Raw genomic sequence first — 17035 nt, 5'->3', positions numbered from 1 at the left:
GCCTCTCACGTGGACGAAACAGTCATGCCCGACATCATCAATTTCGGTACGCTTCAGCTCCGCTTCCTGCACAGCAAGGATGACACCGGCGGCAGCGTCGACATCTTCGAAATGACGCTACAGCCGAATGCGCGGATGCCGATCCCGCACTATCACGACCGCTGGGACGAAACGATCTACGGGCTGTCCGGCGTCTCGTCCTGGACGATCGACGGCAAGCAGAGCGATCTTGGCCCCGGACAATCGGCCTTCATCAAGCGCGGCATCGTGCACGGCTTCACCAACCGTTCGACGGGGCCGGCGACACGCCTGTGCATCCTCAGCCCCGGAGTGCTGGGCCCGCAATATTTCACGGAGATGGCCGCGCTCCTGTCGGCCGGCGCGCCACCCGATCCCGCCAAGATGAAAGAGACGATGCTGCGTCACGGACTGGTGCCGGCGCCGGCTGCGTGAACCAAGCTCGCCGCGCCGCCATTATTGTCCCACCAAGAGCCGCGTACCGGCGGCGGTGAGCTCGAGCTCGCCGAGCCGTCTGATCGCGTAGCCGAGATCCACGAGACGCTCCCAGTGCAATTGGGGGATCTCGCTTTGGCGCTCAGTCGAGCCGACCTTGCGCAAGGAGTCGAGTTCGTCGCTGCTGAGCGGGGGATGACTGGCCATTATGCGATCTCGTCGGTCCAGACCTTGAAGCTGACCAGCTCGTTCGGGCCAAAGGTCTGCGTGATCGGAACGTCGCAGGCATCGCGCCCCTGTGCGATCAGGATGCGCCCCTGCCGCGGCTCGTTGTTGCGTGGATCGAAGGTGTGCCAGCGTCCGCCGATAAAGGCCTCGAACCAGCCGGCGAAATCGCCCGCCGCCCACGGCTGAGGCGTGCCGACGTCGCTCAGATACCCGGTGCAATAGCGCGCGGGAATGTTCATGCAGCGGCAAAACGCAATGGCGAGATGGGCATAGTCGCGGCAAACGCCTTTGCCTTCCTGATACGCCTCCCACGCCGTCTTGGTGGCGCGCGCATGCTCGTAGCCGAAGGCGATGTGGCGATGAACGAAATCGCAGATCGCCTGCACCCGCGCCCAACCCAGAGGCGTCTTTTCGAACAGCTTCCAGGCGATCTCCGAAAGTCGGTCGGTCTCGCAGTAGCGGCTGCCGAGCAGATAGACCAACGTATCAGCAGGCAGCTCTTCGATCCTGTGCTGAACGGCTGAGGCAAACACGGGGTCCGGCAGACCGCTGTCGCGAACGACGCCGTCGGCGGCAAGGCGCATCCGACCGGCCGGCGCGACCATGCGGCTGCACCAATTGCCGAACACGTCCCGATAGGGTGTGATCTCGACCGCAGGGGCGGTGGTCAGGAAGTCCGGCACGATGACATCCGAGGCGCGGGTGAAATGCGTCCCCAGCACCATGATCATCGGCGTTGGCTGCGGGAAATCGTAGAGCATTTCGAATCCGACACGGAACTTCATCGAAACGCCTTTCCGGCTGCTGTCCGCTCGAAATGGCTACGAAACCATCGAATACAAGGCAGTCAGCCGGAATTCTCGCGTTCCGCGCATTTATCGCGCCTCGCACGGCCGATCACACGCGCCGTCCTCGCCCTTCAGGCAACGACGAGCCGCGTTCAATCATGGCGTCGCAAGATGCCAGGCGCCGTTGAGAAAACCGTCGCCGGTGACGTCGCCGGGCTTCGTGTCCTTGGCGAAGGTGTAGAGCGGCTTGCCCTTGTAGGCCCATTGCTTCGAGCCGTCGTCGCGCGCGATGATGGTGTAGCCGTCGCCAGCGGCGTCGCTGGCCTCGGCCTTCAGGCCCGGCCAGTTTGTCGCACACGGACCGTTGCAGGCCGACTTGCCGTCCATATCCTTGTCGAAGGTGTAGAGCGACATGCCCTTGGCGTCGGTGAGCACGTTGCCCTTGTCGGTCTTGCCGGTCTTGGTGGGAGGCGCTGCGAACACGGCCGGGATGATCGCGAGCGATGCGGCGAGCGTGAGCGCGAGGCGGATCGAGGATGTCGTCATGGTCTCTCCTGTCATGCAATTGGTTTGCAAAATTGGCCTGCATAGGTAGGACGCCGCACGGCGCGTCGTATTCCTCGAAACGCCGCAAAGAAATTTTTCGCTGCGTGCATCATCGCAACGGAATAAATTGCGGTGATTGATACGGAACAATTCAGATGAGCAAACCGCATTGGCGCCCTGCGCGCGCCTCCGACTTGCCGGCGATCAGTGCGATCGCGGCGCGGATTCATCCCGATCTGCCTGAAGGCCCCGAAGTGTTCGCAGAGAAGATGCGGCTTTACCCGGATGGCTGCCGCGTGCTCGCCGCGGAGAATGAGACCGTCGGCTACGGCCTCTCGCATCCCTGGATGCAGCATCAGATCCCGCCGCTCGACGGCTTCCTTGAAAAATTGCCTCACGATGCGGACTGCCTCTATGTGCACGACGTCGCCGTGCTCCCCGACTTCCGCGGCGGCGTGACGCGCGCTTATGTCGCGGCGATCGAAGGGCTGGCGCGATCATCGGGCATCGCGGCGCTCGCGCTGGTCTCGGTCTACGGCACGCGCGTACTGTGGGAGCGTCTCGGCTTCCGGCCCGTCACACCGGATGCGGCGCTGCGCGCCAAGCTCACGTCCTATGCAAGCGCGACCTACATGCTGCGCGAACTCGCCAAATAGCCACCCTTCCCGTCACGCGGGCGTGAGGCCAAGAGCCTCGAACCAGTTTCGATCAGCCCTCGTCCAAGGACTGTGCGAGCCGTTCCTGTCTCGCCGAATTGAGGCTGGAGAATTTCCATGAAACTCACATTGCCGAAAGTTGCATTGATTGCATTCGTTGCGACGACCGCGTTCACCGCAACCAGTGCCAACGCGGTGCAGTTGCGGGGCTATGGCTGCGACGTCGCGTTCTTTGAGGGCTGCACCGGCTTCGTCGATCTACAACCACCGGGCGGAGCGCGCGTCGTTCGTATCGACCGCGACACTTCGCCGATCTACATGAAGCAGAGCGACCCTCGCTACAACTCCGCCATGCGTGACGCCGGCGGTGGTGGCGGCGGAGGTGGCGGCGGAGGCGGAGGAGGCGGAGGAGGCGGAGGCGGAGGTGGTGGTGGTCGGTAGATTTAGCCGAGTTTACCCGGCATGATGCCGCCGGCAGCGCGATGAATCTGCCCGGCGGCGTTTTGGACGACTAATTCAGGGGCTTGAGATAGTTCTGCAAAACATGCTCCCCGATCTTGCGCCCCATCTCCACGCCGACTTCGCCGGATGCGCGGTAGTGCACACCGTCGTAGATTCGCGCGTTGATGATTTCCGCCGTGTAGTCGGACAGCCGGTCGAACTTGCGTGTCACGCCAGGCGCGGTCGGGCTGGTCATGATGACGGTGATCGGCATCGCATCACCGAAAGCACTCTTCAATACAGCTGCCGCTGATGATTGCGCGATGCAGTGCGCGCATGGATACTCGGGATGCATGGGCGTCGTGATAAATGGCATCCACGCCGCGTCCAGCTCGGTCGCAGCGTTGCCGTCGTTATCGGCGTTGCGAATGGCCGTGAGCGGCCGCCAGAAATTGTAAGTGTACTTGGCGTCAAAGATGGCGATGAACGCATCAGCTGTCGCAAGATAAGCGAGCGCGTACAAACGCGCATTATCCAGGATCCCGAGTTTCTTTGCCGCCGCAATTTGTTCGACCATTTGGTTGAAGGAGCCAGCTCCGGTCTGCTCCCAGAACTTCGCAATGTCGGTTTGTTCGTCCGTGCGCCCGGAGCCAATCTTCGCACCCATCGTCTTGACTTCGTTAAAATCCTTTGCCCATTCGGCACTGGCAAGCGCGTAGGGAGCATCAGGCCGGAACTGATGTCCCGACTTCATCGCGAAAGGCTTCACCAAGCCCCAATTCCAGCTGGCCGTCAGCACAGTCGGCACATACGCCCCGGCTGCTCCGTGAGGACGATAGGTATCGGGGACGGCGCTGCCATCGGCCTTCCGCTCCTCCAGCATGGCGGCCGCAATCTCTTCACCGAGCCGCACGCCCTGCGCCTTGTCCGGCCCCTCCGGCACGAGCGCCATGGACTCTTTCAGCGCCGCGTCGGCGTCCTTTGCTTGTGCAGCGTAGAGGCGCACAACCAAATAGTGCGCAGCGACGGATGCAGCGACCTCGCGGGACGTGGTTTTGGGCACATTCGATTGCATGCGATAGGGCGTGTATCGCGGCTCTATGGAATTCAGCGCATCGAACATCGCAAGATGTACCATGGCGAGGTTTCTTGCCTGCTGCGCAGGTGTCTGTCCCACCGGAGTTTGCCGCGCAGCCGTCCCAGCGTTCAACGCGATTGTATTCCATTCGGTCACGGTGTCTGCATGTGCCGGCGATAACAGGCCCACGACAAGAAGCGTCGCCGGCACACTGATTTTGAAGAACAACATGGCGGAACTCCCATCGAACATCGGAGACGACCGACGCGACAATGCTCCCTCGGTCGAAGGTGGCGTCGCGAGAAGCTTCATTTCCAAGAACGTCTTGCCAAGAACCTAATCGGGATCTTGCAAACGGGCGGGAGCACGCGGCTCTCTCAGCCGGCAAAGCCAAAGGCTACCTATCGCCGATCAAAAATCGTATCACGCGCCGCTTGCAGCACCTAGGTAATTCGCGGCGGCGGCACATGATGCACGAGTTTGTCTGGAGCCGGCGAGCAGCGGCGCAGCCAGCGCAGACAAACCAACCCGTTGGCTCACCCTGGCGTCAGCCTCACCGAGCCGCCGGTCCTCTTGCGGCGCCGATCAGCCGCGATTTTTCTTCTTTGCCTTCTTGCCGGATGAGGCTTTTGCAGACCACTCGGTTGCTTGACCGGGCTTGTCCCGATGCTTGTGGTTCTTTGCGAAAGCCGGCAGGACGCCGAATTTCACGCCGCTCTTGCCGTGAGGCTTGCCGTGCTGCTTCGGTCCTGTCGCGGCGCGCGAATGATCGCTTCGATGCGCACCGTCATCGCTGCGACGGGCGCTATCATCTGTCTCGCGGGCCTCGCGCCGAGGCGCGTGCGGCCGCTTCTCCGAAGCCACCTGCCCCTGCGGTGCATCCGCCATCGGCTCGAGGCGGATATTGTCTTCCTTGTCCGGGCGCTTGATCTTGGCAGCGAAGGATTCCGCGACCCGCTCGGAAATTTCGAACTCGGTCGTGGTGTCCATGATCTTGATGGCGCCGATGTCGCCCTTGTCGATGCCGCCACGACGGCAAATCATCGGCAACAGCCAGCGCGCTTCCGCATTCTTTTTTCGTCCGATGTTGGCCCGGAACCAGACGCTGCCATCCGCCATGCCGTGTTTCGACGACGATTTTCCCGATTTGGGTCGAGGCCTTTCAGAGCGATCATCGCCGCGCGAGGCGCGGGCATCGTCGCGCGGCGCGCGAACATCGTTGCGGCCACGATCGTCACGCGGCCGGCCGCTTCGCTCGCCGGGATCGAGAATGTCTTCAGGCGATGGAAGCCGCGCGCGATAAAGCCGTGCGAGCGCTGCAGCGATATCCTCGGCCGATCGCTCTGCCAGCAATGCCTGCGCCAGAACCAGATCGTCGGCGGTCGTCTCCTCGGAGAACAGCGCATCCTTCAGCATGCGCTCGTGATCGAGCTTGCGGATCTCATCGGCCTGCGGCGCCGTCCCCCAGACGGCATCGATGCCGGACAGATTGAGCAGTACCTCTGCGCGCCGCCGTCGTACCGGCGGCACCAGCAGGACGCTGACGCCCTTCCGGCCCGCGCGGCCGGTGCGGCCCGAGCGATGCTGCATGACTTCCGCGTCATTCGGCAGGTCGGCGTGAATGACGAGATCGAGGCTCGGCAGGTCGATGCCGCGCGCTGCCACGTCGGTCGCCACGCAGACGCGAGACCGCCCGTCCCGGAGCGACTGGAGCGCCTGGGTGCGCTCGTTCTGGGTCAATTCGCCGGAGAGCGCCACCACGGAGAAACCGCGCTCCAGCAACGCGGACTGCAAATGCCTGACGGCATCGCGCGTGTTGCAGAACACCAGCGCGCTCGGCGACTCGAAGAAGCGCAGGACATTGACGACTGCATGCTCGACATCACCGGGAGCGACCCGAATGGCGCGGTACTCGATGTCGGCGTGACCGCCCTCGTCGCCCGCGACCTCGATGCGGAACGCCTGCTGCTGATACTGCTTGGCCAGCGCCACGATGCCACGCGGAAACGTGGCTGAGAACAGCAGGGTGCGGCGCGTGTCCGGCGTGGTCTTGAGGATGAATTCCATGTCCTCGCGAAAGCCGAGATTGAGCATCTCATCGGCCTCATCGAGGACGACGACCTTCAATTCCGAGATATCGAGACGGTTGCGGCGCAAATGATCGCACAATCGGCCGGGCGTTCCGACAACGATGTGAGCGCCCGCGGCAAGCTCGCGCTGCTCGCGGCGCGGGTCCATGCCGCCGACGCAGGAGACGACGCGTCCATTCGCATGCTCATACAACCAGGCGAGTTCGCGATGAACCTGCAAGGCGAGCTCGCGGGTCGGTGCGACGATCAGGGCGAGCGGCGCACCTGCTCTTTCAAATCGCTCCGCGTCGCCGAGCAGATCCTTGGCCATGGCCAGCCCGTAGGCCAGGGTCTTGCCCGAGCCGGTCTGGGCCGAAACCAGGAGGTCGCGGTCAGCGGCTTCGTCCGCGAGCACGGCGAGCTGAACGGGGGTCGGACGGTCGTAGTTGCGCTCGGCCAAAGCTCGGGCGAGCGGCGGACTCATGGTCGGAAAAGACACGGGATAAACCTTGGTTGGTCCAGGCGCGGAACGTCGAGCCGCGCGACCTGAAACTGCATGCGCGGCAAATGGTCCAGCCGCACGCGTGGTGATTTGATTTGGTGCTCTTTACGCCAATAGCGGGCAAATCACCATGCCTATGACGCATGGCTCTGGCGATACCGAGAATAAGCTTACTGGCCGGCCTGACCCACTACATCCAGCGTTTTCGAGCCGTTTTGCTGGATATAGCGAGATTTTGCACCAAAGCAGGTCGGAGGGCCGCGTCGCCGGGCAAGATTGCCCGATTGGCTGGCTACAAGTCTTGTCGCATCCGCAATTTGATCCCAGATCGAGCGTCACGAGAGAGCAAGATATGGGTGAACCATGGCCGACGGGATATCGCTTACCGACAAACTCGCGACCTTTGGTGATTTCTGGTCTCCGCGGACGATCACGACCTTCAACGATTGCGACGTGATGGTGGTGAAGGTGAAAGGAGAGTTCACCTGGCACAGCCACGAGGACACCGACGATTTCTTTCTCGTCCTGAAAGGCAATTTGGACATCGAATTGCGGGATCGCACGGTGACGCTCGGTCCCGGCGAACTCTACGTCGTGCCCAGAGGAGCCGAGCATCGCCCCGTGGCGCGTGAGGAGGTCCATCTTCTGCTCATCGAGCCGACCGGCACGCCGAACACCGGCGACACGGCAACCGCCGCAGCGCGCAAGCTCGCATAGAGGAGAGTTTGCCTAGTCTAATCCCTGGAAGTCACCAGCCTGCTGAAGCCACCGGCGAGTCTTGCTATTGCCCGCGCAACGTAGTCTCTCGCCGCGTGGCTCAGGGCGCGGACGGTGCGCCAGGCTTCGGTTGCTTGGAGCCATGCCCTCACCTCTGTGAACTTCCCGTAGACGCAGACGAACGCCGGAATCCTCATCAGCTTGTCACGCGTGAGATGAAACAGGCGCTCGACGAGTACGAGCTTGAGCAGCTCACCGATGATGAAAGCCGCCGCGCCGCTCAGGACCTGACCGGTTGCGGCGAGGTAGGCTGCCAAGGGCTTGATCGGCTCCAGAATGATCACAGGCACGGAAAACAAAGCGAGCGAGGGATAAGGCGGCAGCGATCTGATCCAGGCCCGCAACCGCTTGAACTCGAGATGCCGTCCAAGCCAGCGCGATATTGGCCTCGCCAAGGCCATGAAGACCGCATCCACCAGGAAGTAGATCGCGGCCAAGATATAAGTGACGGGTTTCAGGATTCGCTTCACGGTAAACTCTCCCGTGAACTGAAAGCCGGAACTGGGGCCTAAGTTTCACCGCAGCGTGAATAAGTCAGGGATTCCCAATGGAACTTTTTGGGCATCTCAGATCTCCGCGTAGACCTCAAGCAGATTGCCGTCCGGATCGCGGAAGAACAGCGTCCGATGCCCGAAGGACTGGTTCGTCGGCGGCGACAGCAGCGCCACGCCCTGGCGCACGAGTTCGTCGGCGCATTGATCCACCTCGGCCGCGGACACCTTGAAGGCCAGTTGCAGCGAAGCGCTGCCGGCAGGCGTCGGCGCATCGGCCGCAGTCCGGCTTGGTCGTGCCAGCGTCAGTGTATTGTTGCCCAAGCCGTATTCGATCCAGTTCGGCGAAAGCTCGCGCAGCAGCGGAAAGCCGAGGACAACTTCATAGAAGCGGCGCATCGCGGCCATGTCGCGGGCGAAAATAACTGTGTAGTCGATCGCGCGAATGGCTCGAAACGGCGAGCCGTCGCGCGAGTTTGGTTTGCGTGTTCGTTCGTCCATTGACTGGTCCTCGCGTTCCGGCCTCTATGGGCAGCGATACCAAGGCTAGGCGCATTAGTATGCAGCCGCGTTCGGATCGATGCGAGATTGACAGTCAGATTATCGGTACCCGACCCGACGGGTTGATCGCCGCAGTCGGCAGCGTGCGCATCGCCGACCTTTATGCCGAGCCATGAGGGCGCTCACCCGGACGGGTGATGACGCGGAGCCCGCGGCGGGTTCAATGGAATCACCGAGGCCTGCCATGTGGTCGGTGGACGTGGTCGGTGGACTTGGCCGGGTATGTCACGGACTTCAGAAGGCGGATCATGAGGAAGCTTGCTGCGGCGCTGGCGATTTTCTGCACGTGTTTCGCCGCGGCTCGCGCGGAAGAACCGACGCCTGCGTGGGCGTATCCGGTCAATCCGCCGGACTTCAAACCATCTCCTGACGATGGTCAGCTCCGGCAGGTTCCGGGCAGCTCTCTCGCTTATCGCACGGCTCAAACGCGCGACTTGTTCTTATCGCCCGACTGGCACCCTGATGACCATTCCGAGATGCCCGAGATCGTGGTGCATGGGAGAAAGCCCGATGTCTTCGCCTGCGGTTTCTGCCACCGCGCGGACGGAGCCGGCGGCCCCGAAAACGCAGGCCTTGCCGGGCTTCCGGCGGCCTACATCATTCAGCAAATGGCTGACTTCAAGAATGGGGCGCGAAAGACGGCCGGTCCTGACCGCGTTCCCATGCGATTGATGGTCAAGGCCGCCATAGCTGCTTCGGACGAAGAGATCCGCGCCGCCGCGGCCTATTTCTCCGCCTTGACGCCGAAATCCTTCATCAGGATCGTCGAAACAGACACCGTGCCGGAAACCCGCGTCACCGCGTGGTTTCTGGCCGATGCAAACTCCGGAAAGAAAGAACCTGTCGGCAACCGGATCATCGAAGTCCCGGAGGACCTGGTGCAGTTCGAGAACCGCGACGCGCGGGCCCGCTTCATCGCCTATGCACCGATCGGCAGCATTAAAAAAGGTGAAGCGCTAGCCACGCAAGGCGTCGGGGCCGCCGCCGCTCCGTGTGCAACTTGCCACGGCGCCGGGCTGAACGGAATGAATGACGTTCCCAGGCTCGCCGGCCGGTCGCCCAGCTACATTGTTCGGCAGCTCCACGATTTCAAGCACGGCGCACGAAGTGGGAGCGGCAGCGAACTGATGAAACCGGTGGCCGAGGCGCTCACACTTGACGACATGATAAATCTTGCCGTCTATGCGGCGTCGCTGCCGGCGGAGGCGGCCTCGCCGAGATAGTATTTCTCGGTCACTCCACCAATTCCGGCCACGGCACGATGGTCGACTTCACCGTCTTCATGGCCACCGCATCCTGCACCGCCTGCGCGACGCCCTCTTCCGTGAAGGGATAGATCGTCTGCATCTTCAGCCACGGATATTTGTCGCGGGTGCGGTAGAGCATGTCGACGCCGAGCGGCAAATCGTTGGCGGTAAAGCCCCAGGAGCCGAGCACATTGAGGTCCTTGGTGCAGATGCGGTGCCATGAGGTCTCGATCGAGCCGGCGTCGGTGAACTGGCCCATCTCGACATAGGTGCCGCCATCACGCAACATCTCGATGCCTTCGGGGCCGGCGGTCGGATGGCCCGAGCAATCCATCACGAGATCAGCACCAAAACCGCCGACGATCTCGCGCACGCGCGCGATGCGATCTTGCGGTGTCTTGAGCTCCTCGATGTTCACCGTCGCCTCGGCGCCGAATTCGCGCGCGAGTCTCAGCCGCGGCTCCTCCGGCGCGCCAACGCAGATCACCCGCCCTGCGCCCATCTCCAGCGCGGCGGCGACCGCGAGAATGCCGATCGGGCCCGAGCCCTGGATCACCACGGTGCCGCCCCAGCTGAAACCGCCGGCGCGGTTCGCGCGGTTGAAGGCGCGGATGCAGGACGTCAGCGGCTCGGATAGTGCGCCGAGCCGCAGCGACATGTCGTCGGGCAATTTGTAGATCTTGGTGCCCGGCAGCATGTCGAGATCGACATAGACATATTCGGCCCAACCGCCCCACATGTGAGGTGGTTTGTCGAAGCCGAGATAGCGGCCGTAATAGACCGGCGTCAGGCACTTGTTGGCGGTCTGCGGATAATGGATGCAGTAATAGCAGCGGCCGCACGGCATCAGCGGCGGGATCATCACCTTTGAACCGACCTTCAACGGCTTGCTCATGAAATCCTCGGTGAATTCCTCGCCGCATTCGACGATGACGCCCCCGAGCTCGTGGCCGAGCGTGAACGGCCAGGGCAGCGGCTTCGGCCAATGTCCCTTCAGGATGTGCAGATCGGTGCCGCAGACCCCGCACGCGCCGATCTTGATCAGCGCCCCCTTCTTGCCGACCTTCGGCCAGGGCACGGAGCGGATGACGGGTTCAGTGCCCGGCCCTGCATGGGTGCAGACGCGGATGGATTCCATGGCTGTTTCCTCGACGCCCGCTTGTTGTGATTGTTTGGTGCGGGCTGAGGCGAAGCGTATGTGAGATGTGTGATTGTGCCAAGCCGTGGTCTCGTAGCCCGCATGAAGCGAAGCGTAATGCGGGGGCGGCGTTCCCGGATTTCGCTGCGCTCCATCCGGGCTACAGCGCCTGCCACAAGCTCAACCGTCATCCTGAGGTGCGCGCCTTGCGATGCATTTGCATCGCAAGGTGAAGCCTCGAAGGATGAGCCACAGGCACTTGGATGCCATCCTTCGAGGCGCGCAAGAGCGCGCACCTCCAGCGACAACCGCTTCGCGGTTGCGCGGGGATGACGGTGCAGTGTGTGACAGCAGCGCATGGCAGATGTCCAAGCGCACCCAAGTGTCTTGAGCCCTCACCGGCGACCGTGTAGGGACGGCTCAAGTCCCACCCAGGTGATCGCTTGAACCCCCTTCCCCAAAATCCCGTGGTCGCGTCCGGCTCGTTCGCGGCCATGAAGTCGGTGCCCTACCGCCTCCAGTTCATCGCCTATGTGCTGGCGATGATGGCCGACAATATCGAGCACGTGATCAGCTATTGGGTGGTGTTCCAGAAATTCCATTCGCCGGCGCTGGCAGGCTTTGCCGTGCTGTCGCACTGGCTGCCGTTCCTCTTGTTCTCCGTCGCCGTCGGCGGGCTCGCCGACCGGTTCGACCCGCGCCGCATCATCCAGTGCGGAATGCTGCTGTTCATCGTGGCCTCCAGCGGCTGGGGCTTCTTCTTCATCACCGACACGATCCAGATGTGGCACGCGATGCTGCTGCTGGTGATCCATGGCTGTGCCGGGGTGCTGTGGCAGACGCCGAACCAGCTGCTGCTCTACGACCTCGTCGGCCCCGCCGATCTTCCGAGCGCGGTACGCCTGAATGCGATGGCGCGCTATCTCGGCATTCTGGTTGGCCCTGCGGTGGGTGGCGTCATCATGCTGACGCTCGGCACTTCGCACGGCATCATCTTCAACACGCTGTTTTATCTGCCGATGCTGCTGTGGTTGTTCTGGGCTCCGGTACGCGACAGAAGCGTCGCTGTGCGGCGCTTCGCAGTCCGCGGCTTTGCCGACATCGTCGACACCATGCGCGCCATCGGCACGCAGCCGGTGCTGACGGCGATGACTTGGCTCGCCGGCCTCACCTCCTTCATGGTCGGCAACGCCTACCACGCGCAGATGCCGGGCTTTGCCGGCGATCTCGGCCACGGCGATCCCGGCGTGTCCTACAGCGTGCTGCTTGCCGCCGACGCGGCCGGCGCGCTGCTTGCGGGCATCGCGCTGGAATCCTGGGGGCGCCTCAAGGGCACGCCGCGCACCGCGATCCTACTGGCGATGCTGTGGAGCGTGGCGCTGCTTGGCTTCGCCGCGGTGCGGATCTATCCGGTTGCAATCGTGCTGCTGTTTTTCGCAGGCTTCTTCGAGCTGTCGTTCAACACCATGGCCCAGGCGCTCGTGCAGTTGAACGCGCCGCCCGACATCCGCGGCCGCGTCGTCGGCCTCTACAACATGGCCGGGCTCGGAATGCGGGCCTTCAGCGGCATCACCGTCGGCCTCTTTGGCGCGGCGATCGGCATTCACTGGTCGCTGGGACTGTCGGCCGCCGTGCTGCTCGCACTGCTGTTTCTCCTCAATCAGCGCGCGGCAAAGAAGGCGTAGCTCCTCGCGAAGCTGCCCGTTGACAGCAACGTCTCGCCACCGCAGGTTTGTCACAACGGCTGGGGAGATGAGGCGTTGCGCAATCGCTGGGGCATTCTTGCGATCCTGTTCTTTGTGCGCCTCACCATTGCGTTCCAGTTCCAGAGCGTGGCCGCGGTCGCGCCGCTGCTCGAGAAGACGTTCGGCGTTGGGCTCGCCGATATCGGCATCCTGATCGGGCTCTATTTCACCCCTGGCGTGGTGCTGGCGCTGCCGGGCGGCGCGATCGGACGAAGGTTTGGCGACAAGCCAACGACGATCGCGGCGCTGCTGTTGATGACAGCGGGCAGCCTCGTGATGGCGTTGGCTGAAGCCTGGGGCTGGCAGATGGCGGGCCGGCTCGCCTCCGGCGCCGGCGGCGTGTTGCTGACGGTGCAGCTCACCAAGATGGGCACCGACTGGTTTGCCGGCAAGGAAATCGCCACCGCCATGGCGATCTTCGTCAATTCCTGGCCGGCCGGCGTCGCGATCTCGCTGCTGATACTGCCGGCCATCGGTATCGCGCATGGTGCCGGTGCCGTCTTCCTGGCGGCCGGCGCGCTGACCGCAGCCGGGATCGTGCTGATCGCGTTCTATCAGCCGCCGCCGACGACAGGCGCGACAGCGGCCACCTCGGCGCGGCTCGATCCGCTGGCGCTGCTGGCGGTGATCGTCGCCGGCGCGATCTGGGGCCTCTTTAATGTCGGCTTCGCCATGATCTTCTCATTCGGCCCCTCGCTGCTGGTCGAGCGAGGCTGGAGCATTGCGGCGGCAGGCTCTGCGATCAGCCTCGTGCTGTGGCTGTCGGTGATCTCGGTCCCGGCCGGCGGTTTTATCGCCGATCGGACCGGGCGGCCGATGACGCTGGCGGTCACGGCGTGTCTCGTGGTTGCTGTGCTGCTGGCCTGGCTGCCCCGGTCCGACGCGGTGATCGCGATCATCGTCCTGATCGGCCTGATCAGCGGCCATCCGGCCGGACCGATCGTGAGCCTGCCCGCCCGGGTGCTCGCGCCCGAGACCAGGGCGATCGGCATGGGCGTGTTCTACACTCTCTTCTATGCCGCGATGATGCTGGGACCGGCGGTGGCAGGAAGGCTCGCCAAATCGGCCGGGACTGCCGGGGTCGCGCTCGACCTCGGCGCGCTGGCCGTGCTCGCCTGCCCGCCGCTGATGTGGCTTTTTGAACGGATTGTGTCTGTCCGTGATCGCCGCGCCAAATCATAACGCGGCATTAACCCTATGCACCTTAGGGTCGTCTCGGACTCCGCCAGGCGGGGGGTCGGGTTGTGAAAATGGCGTTGGCGAACAAAAAATTTCTTCCGGCCGCCGAGGAACGTCGGCGTTTCCAGCGGGTGAAAGTTCACCTGCTCGGCCGCTACATGCTGCCGGACCGCCGTGAATTCCCCTGCCAGGTGATCAACATGTCGCCCGGCGGGCTTGCGCTGCTGGCGCCGGGTATCGGCAATGTCGGCGACCGCGTGGTCGCCTATCTCGACCATATCGGCCGGGTCGAGGGCAAGATCACCCGCATCATCGACAACGGCTTCGCCATGACGGTCGGGGCGACGCCCCGCAAGCGGGACAAGCTCGCGGCACAGCTGACCTGGCTCGCCAACCGCGACATTCTCAACCTGCCGGAGGACCGCCGCCACGACCGTATCGTGCCGCGCAACCCGATCGCGGTGCTGACGTGTGAGGACGGCACCAAGATGACCTGCCGCATCATCGACCTCTCGCTGTCCGGCGCGGCGATTGCCGCAGAGAACCGGCCGCCGCTGAAATCAACGGTTTTGCTCGGCCGGGTCCAGGGTCGCGTGGTCCGAAATCTCGAAGACGGCTTCGCGCTCGAGTTCCTGCACTCGCAGCCGATCGAGACTCTCGAAGAGAGCGTTACCGCGCGGTAAAGCGCGACGACGCCAAAACCCCCGTTTTTTTAGCCTCAAGGCGGCCTCCGCGATGCGGACGCCGCCTTTTTCGTGCGTCGTCACGGGCCTCGCGCGGGTTAACGCGCGGCCTGTTCGCATGCGAAACAGCAGTTCCGCCAGTGTTCCCGCGTTAATCCTTACAATTTGAATCAATTGCAGTCATATCAAATTTTATTCGAATAATATTCAAGTATAGATCGAATTCGCCGCTCGTTTTACTTGTATTCGTCTCGACTTGACTTGACTGACTTAGCGGCAACGCAAAAGCTCCATGCGCAATGTGGTCCCAACAAGAAACGGGGGCCGCAATGTTGGACTTCAGGGGACAGGGGAAGGGTTTGGCGCTTGCCGCCATGCTCTTCGGGATCGGCGCGACAGCGCAGGCCGGCGAAAGCCGACTGCTCTACGCGAGCCTCGGCGACACCACGCGTGCGCCGATCGGCTGGGTCGAGTTCTGTTCGGAGAATACCGCTCAGTGTCAGGGCGGGCCGACGCAGCCGCGCGACATCGTGATGTCGCAGACCGCGTGGCGCGACCTGACCAAGGTCAATCGCTGGGTCAACGAGACCATCAAGCCTTTGACCGACCAGGAGCACTGGGGCGTGATCGAGAAGTGGTCGCTGCCGACCGATGGTTACGGCGACTGTGAAGACTACGTGTTGTTGAAGCGCAAGATGCTGATCGATGCCGGATGGCCGCGCGAGGCCCTGCTCATCACCGTCGTGCGCGACAAGAAGGGCGAAGGACACGCGGTGCTGACGGTGAAGACCGACAAGGGCGAGTACGTTCTCGACAATCAGAACGAGAACGTCATTGCCTGGACGGAAACCGGCTACCGCTTCGTCAAGCGCCAGTCGCAGAGCGATCCCAATGTCTGGGTCTCGCTCGGAGATACCAAGCCGGCGGTCTCCACCGCCAGCGCAAGAGATCAGTAGTTCGATCCGTAGGAACGAGACAACGAGTTACGCGACCCGGTCACATCCCCACCCCTCCCCGTCCCAGACCGGTTCGCGCGCGGCCAGCCATCCCCCAATGGCTGGCCGCAACTTTTTTTGAGACATGATCGACGCCTGCCTTCGTCAGCGCGCTAGGATATTCTTGTAGACCTTGCCGCTCTTCATGATCACCACAAAATTCTTCGCGGGATCTTCGACGAGGGCGATTTTGTCGAGCGGATTGCCGTCGACCAGCAAGAGATCGGCGAGCGCGCCCTCCTCGACCACGCCGAGCTTGCCGGGATAGGGATTGCGCAGGCCCGACAGGCTCAGGAGTTCGGCATTGGTCGACGTCGCCATGGCCAGCGCTTCGGCCGGCGTGTACCAGCGCGTCAGCGCGGCCAGCATTGAGCCTTGCTTCTCCGCCAGCGCCTGCGAGAACAGGACATCGGTGCCGAACGCAGTCTTGAGGTGATACTTCTTGGCCAGCGCATAGACACGATCGGTGCCGGCGACCACCTGCCGCAGCTTGTCCTGCTCCGCCGGCCCGAGCCCGGCACCCATGGACATATCCAGGAACGGCTGCGTGCTCAGCCAGATCCCCTTCTCCGCCATCAGCTTTGCGCTCGCCTCGTCCATGAGATGGCCATGCTCGATACATCTTACGCCGGCGGCGATCGAGCGCTGGATCGCGACCGGCGTATAGGCGTGCGTGGCAACATAAGTGCCCCAATTGTCGGCGGCCTCGACGGCGGCGCGCAGCTCGGGCTCGGTGAAGGTCGAGACGTCCAATGGACTGAACGGCGAGGCCACGCCGCCGCCCGCGGTGAGCTTCACCTGGGAAGCACCCTGCATCAGCTGCTCGCGGGCGCGCACGCGCACCTCGTCGGGACTGTCGGCAACCATGCTGCCGCCGATCCGCTCCATCCGGCTGAGCATGCCGCCGATGGTTCGCGGCAGGTCGGAGAGTTGGCGGAAGTCGCCGTGACCACTGGTGATGGTGATGATGGCGCCGGACGGATAGATGCGCGGACCGACGACGAGGTCCTCGTCGATGGCCTGCTTGAGGCCGAAACTCGGCCCACCCATGTCGCGTATGGTGGTAAAGCCGCGCATCAGCGTCGCGGTCGCTTCGCTGGCGGCGAGCAGATTGTTGTAGCCGATATCGCCTGCCATTGCGGCCATCGGCGTCGGGCGCACCAGCATCGCATGCCAATGCGCGTCGATCAGCCCCGGCATCAGCACGCGGCCGCCGCCGTCGATCACTTGGCCGGCGGCCGCGATATCCGCGGTCGAGATCTTCTCGATCTTCCCATTCCTGACGAGGACATTCGACGCGGCCGAGAGCGCGCCGTTCTTTCCGTCGAAGATTTTGACGTTGCGGAACAGGATGGCAGAGTCCTGTTGGGCCGGCGCAGGCAGCGCGCTGCAGAGAAGCACTGCAAGCAGCACTGCGAGTCCGGCCCGCACCTTCAATCCCAACATATTCAGTCTCCG

The 17035-nt window shown here is 63.2% G+C and carries 18 protein-coding genes; 9 read left to right on the top strand and 9 right to left on the bottom strand.

The genetic code is table 11. The annotated features are described in order from the left end of the window. Window positions 1-24 precede the first annotated feature (24 nt). On the top strand, window positions 25-453 hold the full coding sequence (locus UB31_RS08280) for a cupin domain-containing protein (protein WP_045010583.1): 429 nt from the start codon (window positions 25-27) through the stop codon (window positions 451-453). 21 nt (window positions 454-474) lie between these two features. On the opposite strand, the gene UB31_RS08275 is transcribed toward UB31_RS08280, so the two are convergent. The 3 genes from UB31_RS08275 to UB31_RS08265 form a co-directional block, all read right to left on the bottom strand. Further along, entirely contained in the window at window positions 475-660 is a 186-nt protein-coding gene (locus UB31_RS08275; protein WP_045010518.1) for a hypothetical protein, read from the bottom strand. Further along, a complete protein-coding gene (locus tag UB31_RS08270) occupies window positions 660-1466 on the bottom strand; it encodes a transglutaminase-like domain-containing protein (protein ID WP_045010517.1) in 807 nt (268 codons plus the stop codon). The genes UB31_RS08275 and UB31_RS08270 overlap by 1 nt, the downstream gene beginning before the upstream one ends. Before the next feature lie 159 nt (window positions 1467-1625). Further along, window positions 1626-2015: a COG4315 family predicted lipoprotein gene (locus tag UB31_RS08265; protein WP_045010516.1), complete on the bottom strand. Its 390-nt coding sequence runs from the start codon at window positions 2013-2015 to the stop codon at window positions 1626-1628. 155 nt (window positions 2016-2170) lie between these two features. On the opposite strand from UB31_RS08265, the gene UB31_RS08260 reads away from it, so the two are divergent. Next, entirely contained in the window at window positions 2171-2671 is a 501-nt protein-coding gene (locus UB31_RS08260; RefSeq protein ID WP_045010515.1) for a GNAT family N-acetyltransferase, read from the top strand. A gap of 117 nt (window positions 2672-2788) precedes the next feature. Continuing rightward, window positions 2789-3112, top strand: a complete 324-nt coding sequence (locus UB31_RS42105) for a hypothetical protein (protein ID WP_045010514.1) — start codon at window positions 2789-2791, stop codon at window positions 3110-3112. A gap of 70 nt (window positions 3113-3182) precedes the next feature. On the opposite strand, the gene UB31_RS08250 is transcribed toward UB31_RS42105, so the two are convergent. Continuing rightward, entirely contained in the window at window positions 3183-4421 is a 1239-nt protein-coding gene (locus UB31_RS08250) for a vanadium-dependent haloperoxidase (protein ID WP_045010582.1), read from the bottom strand. Between the two features lie 354 nt (window positions 4422-4775). Beyond that, window positions 4776-6743: a DEAD/DEAH box helicase gene (locus tag UB31_RS08245; RefSeq protein WP_045010513.1), complete on the bottom strand. Its 1968-nt coding sequence runs from the start codon at window positions 6741-6743 to the stop codon at window positions 4776-4778. A 381-nt stretch (window positions 6744-7124) separates the two neighbouring features. On the opposite strand from UB31_RS08245, the gene UB31_RS08240 reads away from it, so the two are divergent. Further along, a complete protein-coding gene (locus tag UB31_RS08240; protein ID WP_045010512.1) occupies window positions 7125-7478 on the top strand; it encodes a cupin domain-containing protein in 354 nt (117 codons plus the stop codon). A gap of 17 nt (window positions 7479-7495) precedes the next feature. Here the strand turns inward: UB31_RS08240 and UB31_RS08235 are convergent, their stop codons facing one another. After that, window positions 7496-8008 (bottom strand): hypothetical protein, encoded by a 513-nt coding sequence (locus UB31_RS08235; protein WP_045010511.1) that lies wholly within the window; start codon window positions 8006-8008, stop codon window positions 7496-7498. A 96-nt stretch (window positions 8009-8104) separates the two neighbouring features. Next, window positions 8105-8530, bottom strand: a complete 426-nt coding sequence (locus UB31_RS08230) for a VOC family protein (protein WP_045010510.1) — start codon at window positions 8528-8530, stop codon at window positions 8105-8107. A gap of 308 nt (window positions 8531-8838) precedes the next feature. On the opposite strand from UB31_RS08230, the gene UB31_RS08225 reads away from it, so the two are divergent. Continuing rightward, complete coding sequence (locus tag UB31_RS08225) at window positions 8839-9813, top strand: c-type cytochrome (protein ID WP_045010509.1); 975 nt, start codon at window positions 8839-8841, stop codon at window positions 9811-9813. Window positions 9814-9823: 10 nt separating this feature from the next. On the opposite strand, the gene UB31_RS08220 is transcribed toward UB31_RS08225, so the two are convergent. Next, entirely contained in the window at window positions 9824-10975 is a 1152-nt protein-coding gene (locus UB31_RS08220; protein ID WP_045010508.1) for a zinc-binding dehydrogenase, read from the bottom strand. Between the two features lie 443 nt (window positions 10976-11418). Here UB31_RS08220 and UB31_RS08215 point away from each other — a divergent pair, with 443 nt between their 5' ends. The 4 genes from UB31_RS08215 (at window position 11419) to UB31_RS08200 (ending at window position 15538) form a co-directional block, all read left to right on the top strand. Further along, the gene (locus tag UB31_RS08215) at window positions 11419-12660 is read left to right on the top strand and encodes an MFS transporter (protein ID WP_283806073.1); all 1242 of its coding nucleotides are present in this window, start codon (window positions 11419-11421) and stop codon (window positions 12658-12660) included. A 75-nt stretch (window positions 12661-12735) separates the two neighbouring features. Further along, window positions 12736-13902, top strand: a complete 1167-nt coding sequence (locus UB31_RS08210; protein WP_045010507.1) for an MFS transporter — start codon at window positions 12736-12738, stop codon at window positions 13900-13902. Between the two features lie 68 nt (window positions 13903-13970). After that, window positions 13971-14582 (top strand): PilZ domain-containing protein, encoded by a 612-nt coding sequence (locus tag UB31_RS08205; RefSeq protein WP_045008364.1) that lies wholly within the window; start codon window positions 13971-13973, stop codon window positions 14580-14582. Between the two features lie 329 nt (window positions 14583-14911). After that, window positions 14912-15538: a transglutaminase-like cysteine peptidase gene (locus tag UB31_RS08200; protein WP_045008365.1), complete on the top strand. Its 627-nt coding sequence runs from the start codon at window positions 14912-14914 to the stop codon at window positions 15536-15538. Between the two features lie 144 nt (window positions 15539-15682). Here UB31_RS08200 and UB31_RS08195 read toward each other — a convergent pair whose 3' ends face one another. Continuing rightward, entirely contained in the window at window positions 15683-17023 is a 1341-nt protein-coding gene (locus UB31_RS08195) for a metal-dependent hydrolase family protein (protein WP_045010506.1), read from the bottom strand. Window positions 17024-17035: the final 12 nt, after the last annotated feature.

It is taken from the genome of Bradyrhizobium sp. LTSP849 (assembly GCF_000938255.1).
In the GTDB taxonomy this organism is placed as follows: Bacteria; Pseudomonadota; Alphaproteobacteria; order Rhizobiales; family Xanthobacteraceae; genus Bradyrhizobium.
Note: the sequence above shows the minus strand (reverse complement) of the source record. Positions and strands in the feature narration are given on the sequence as shown.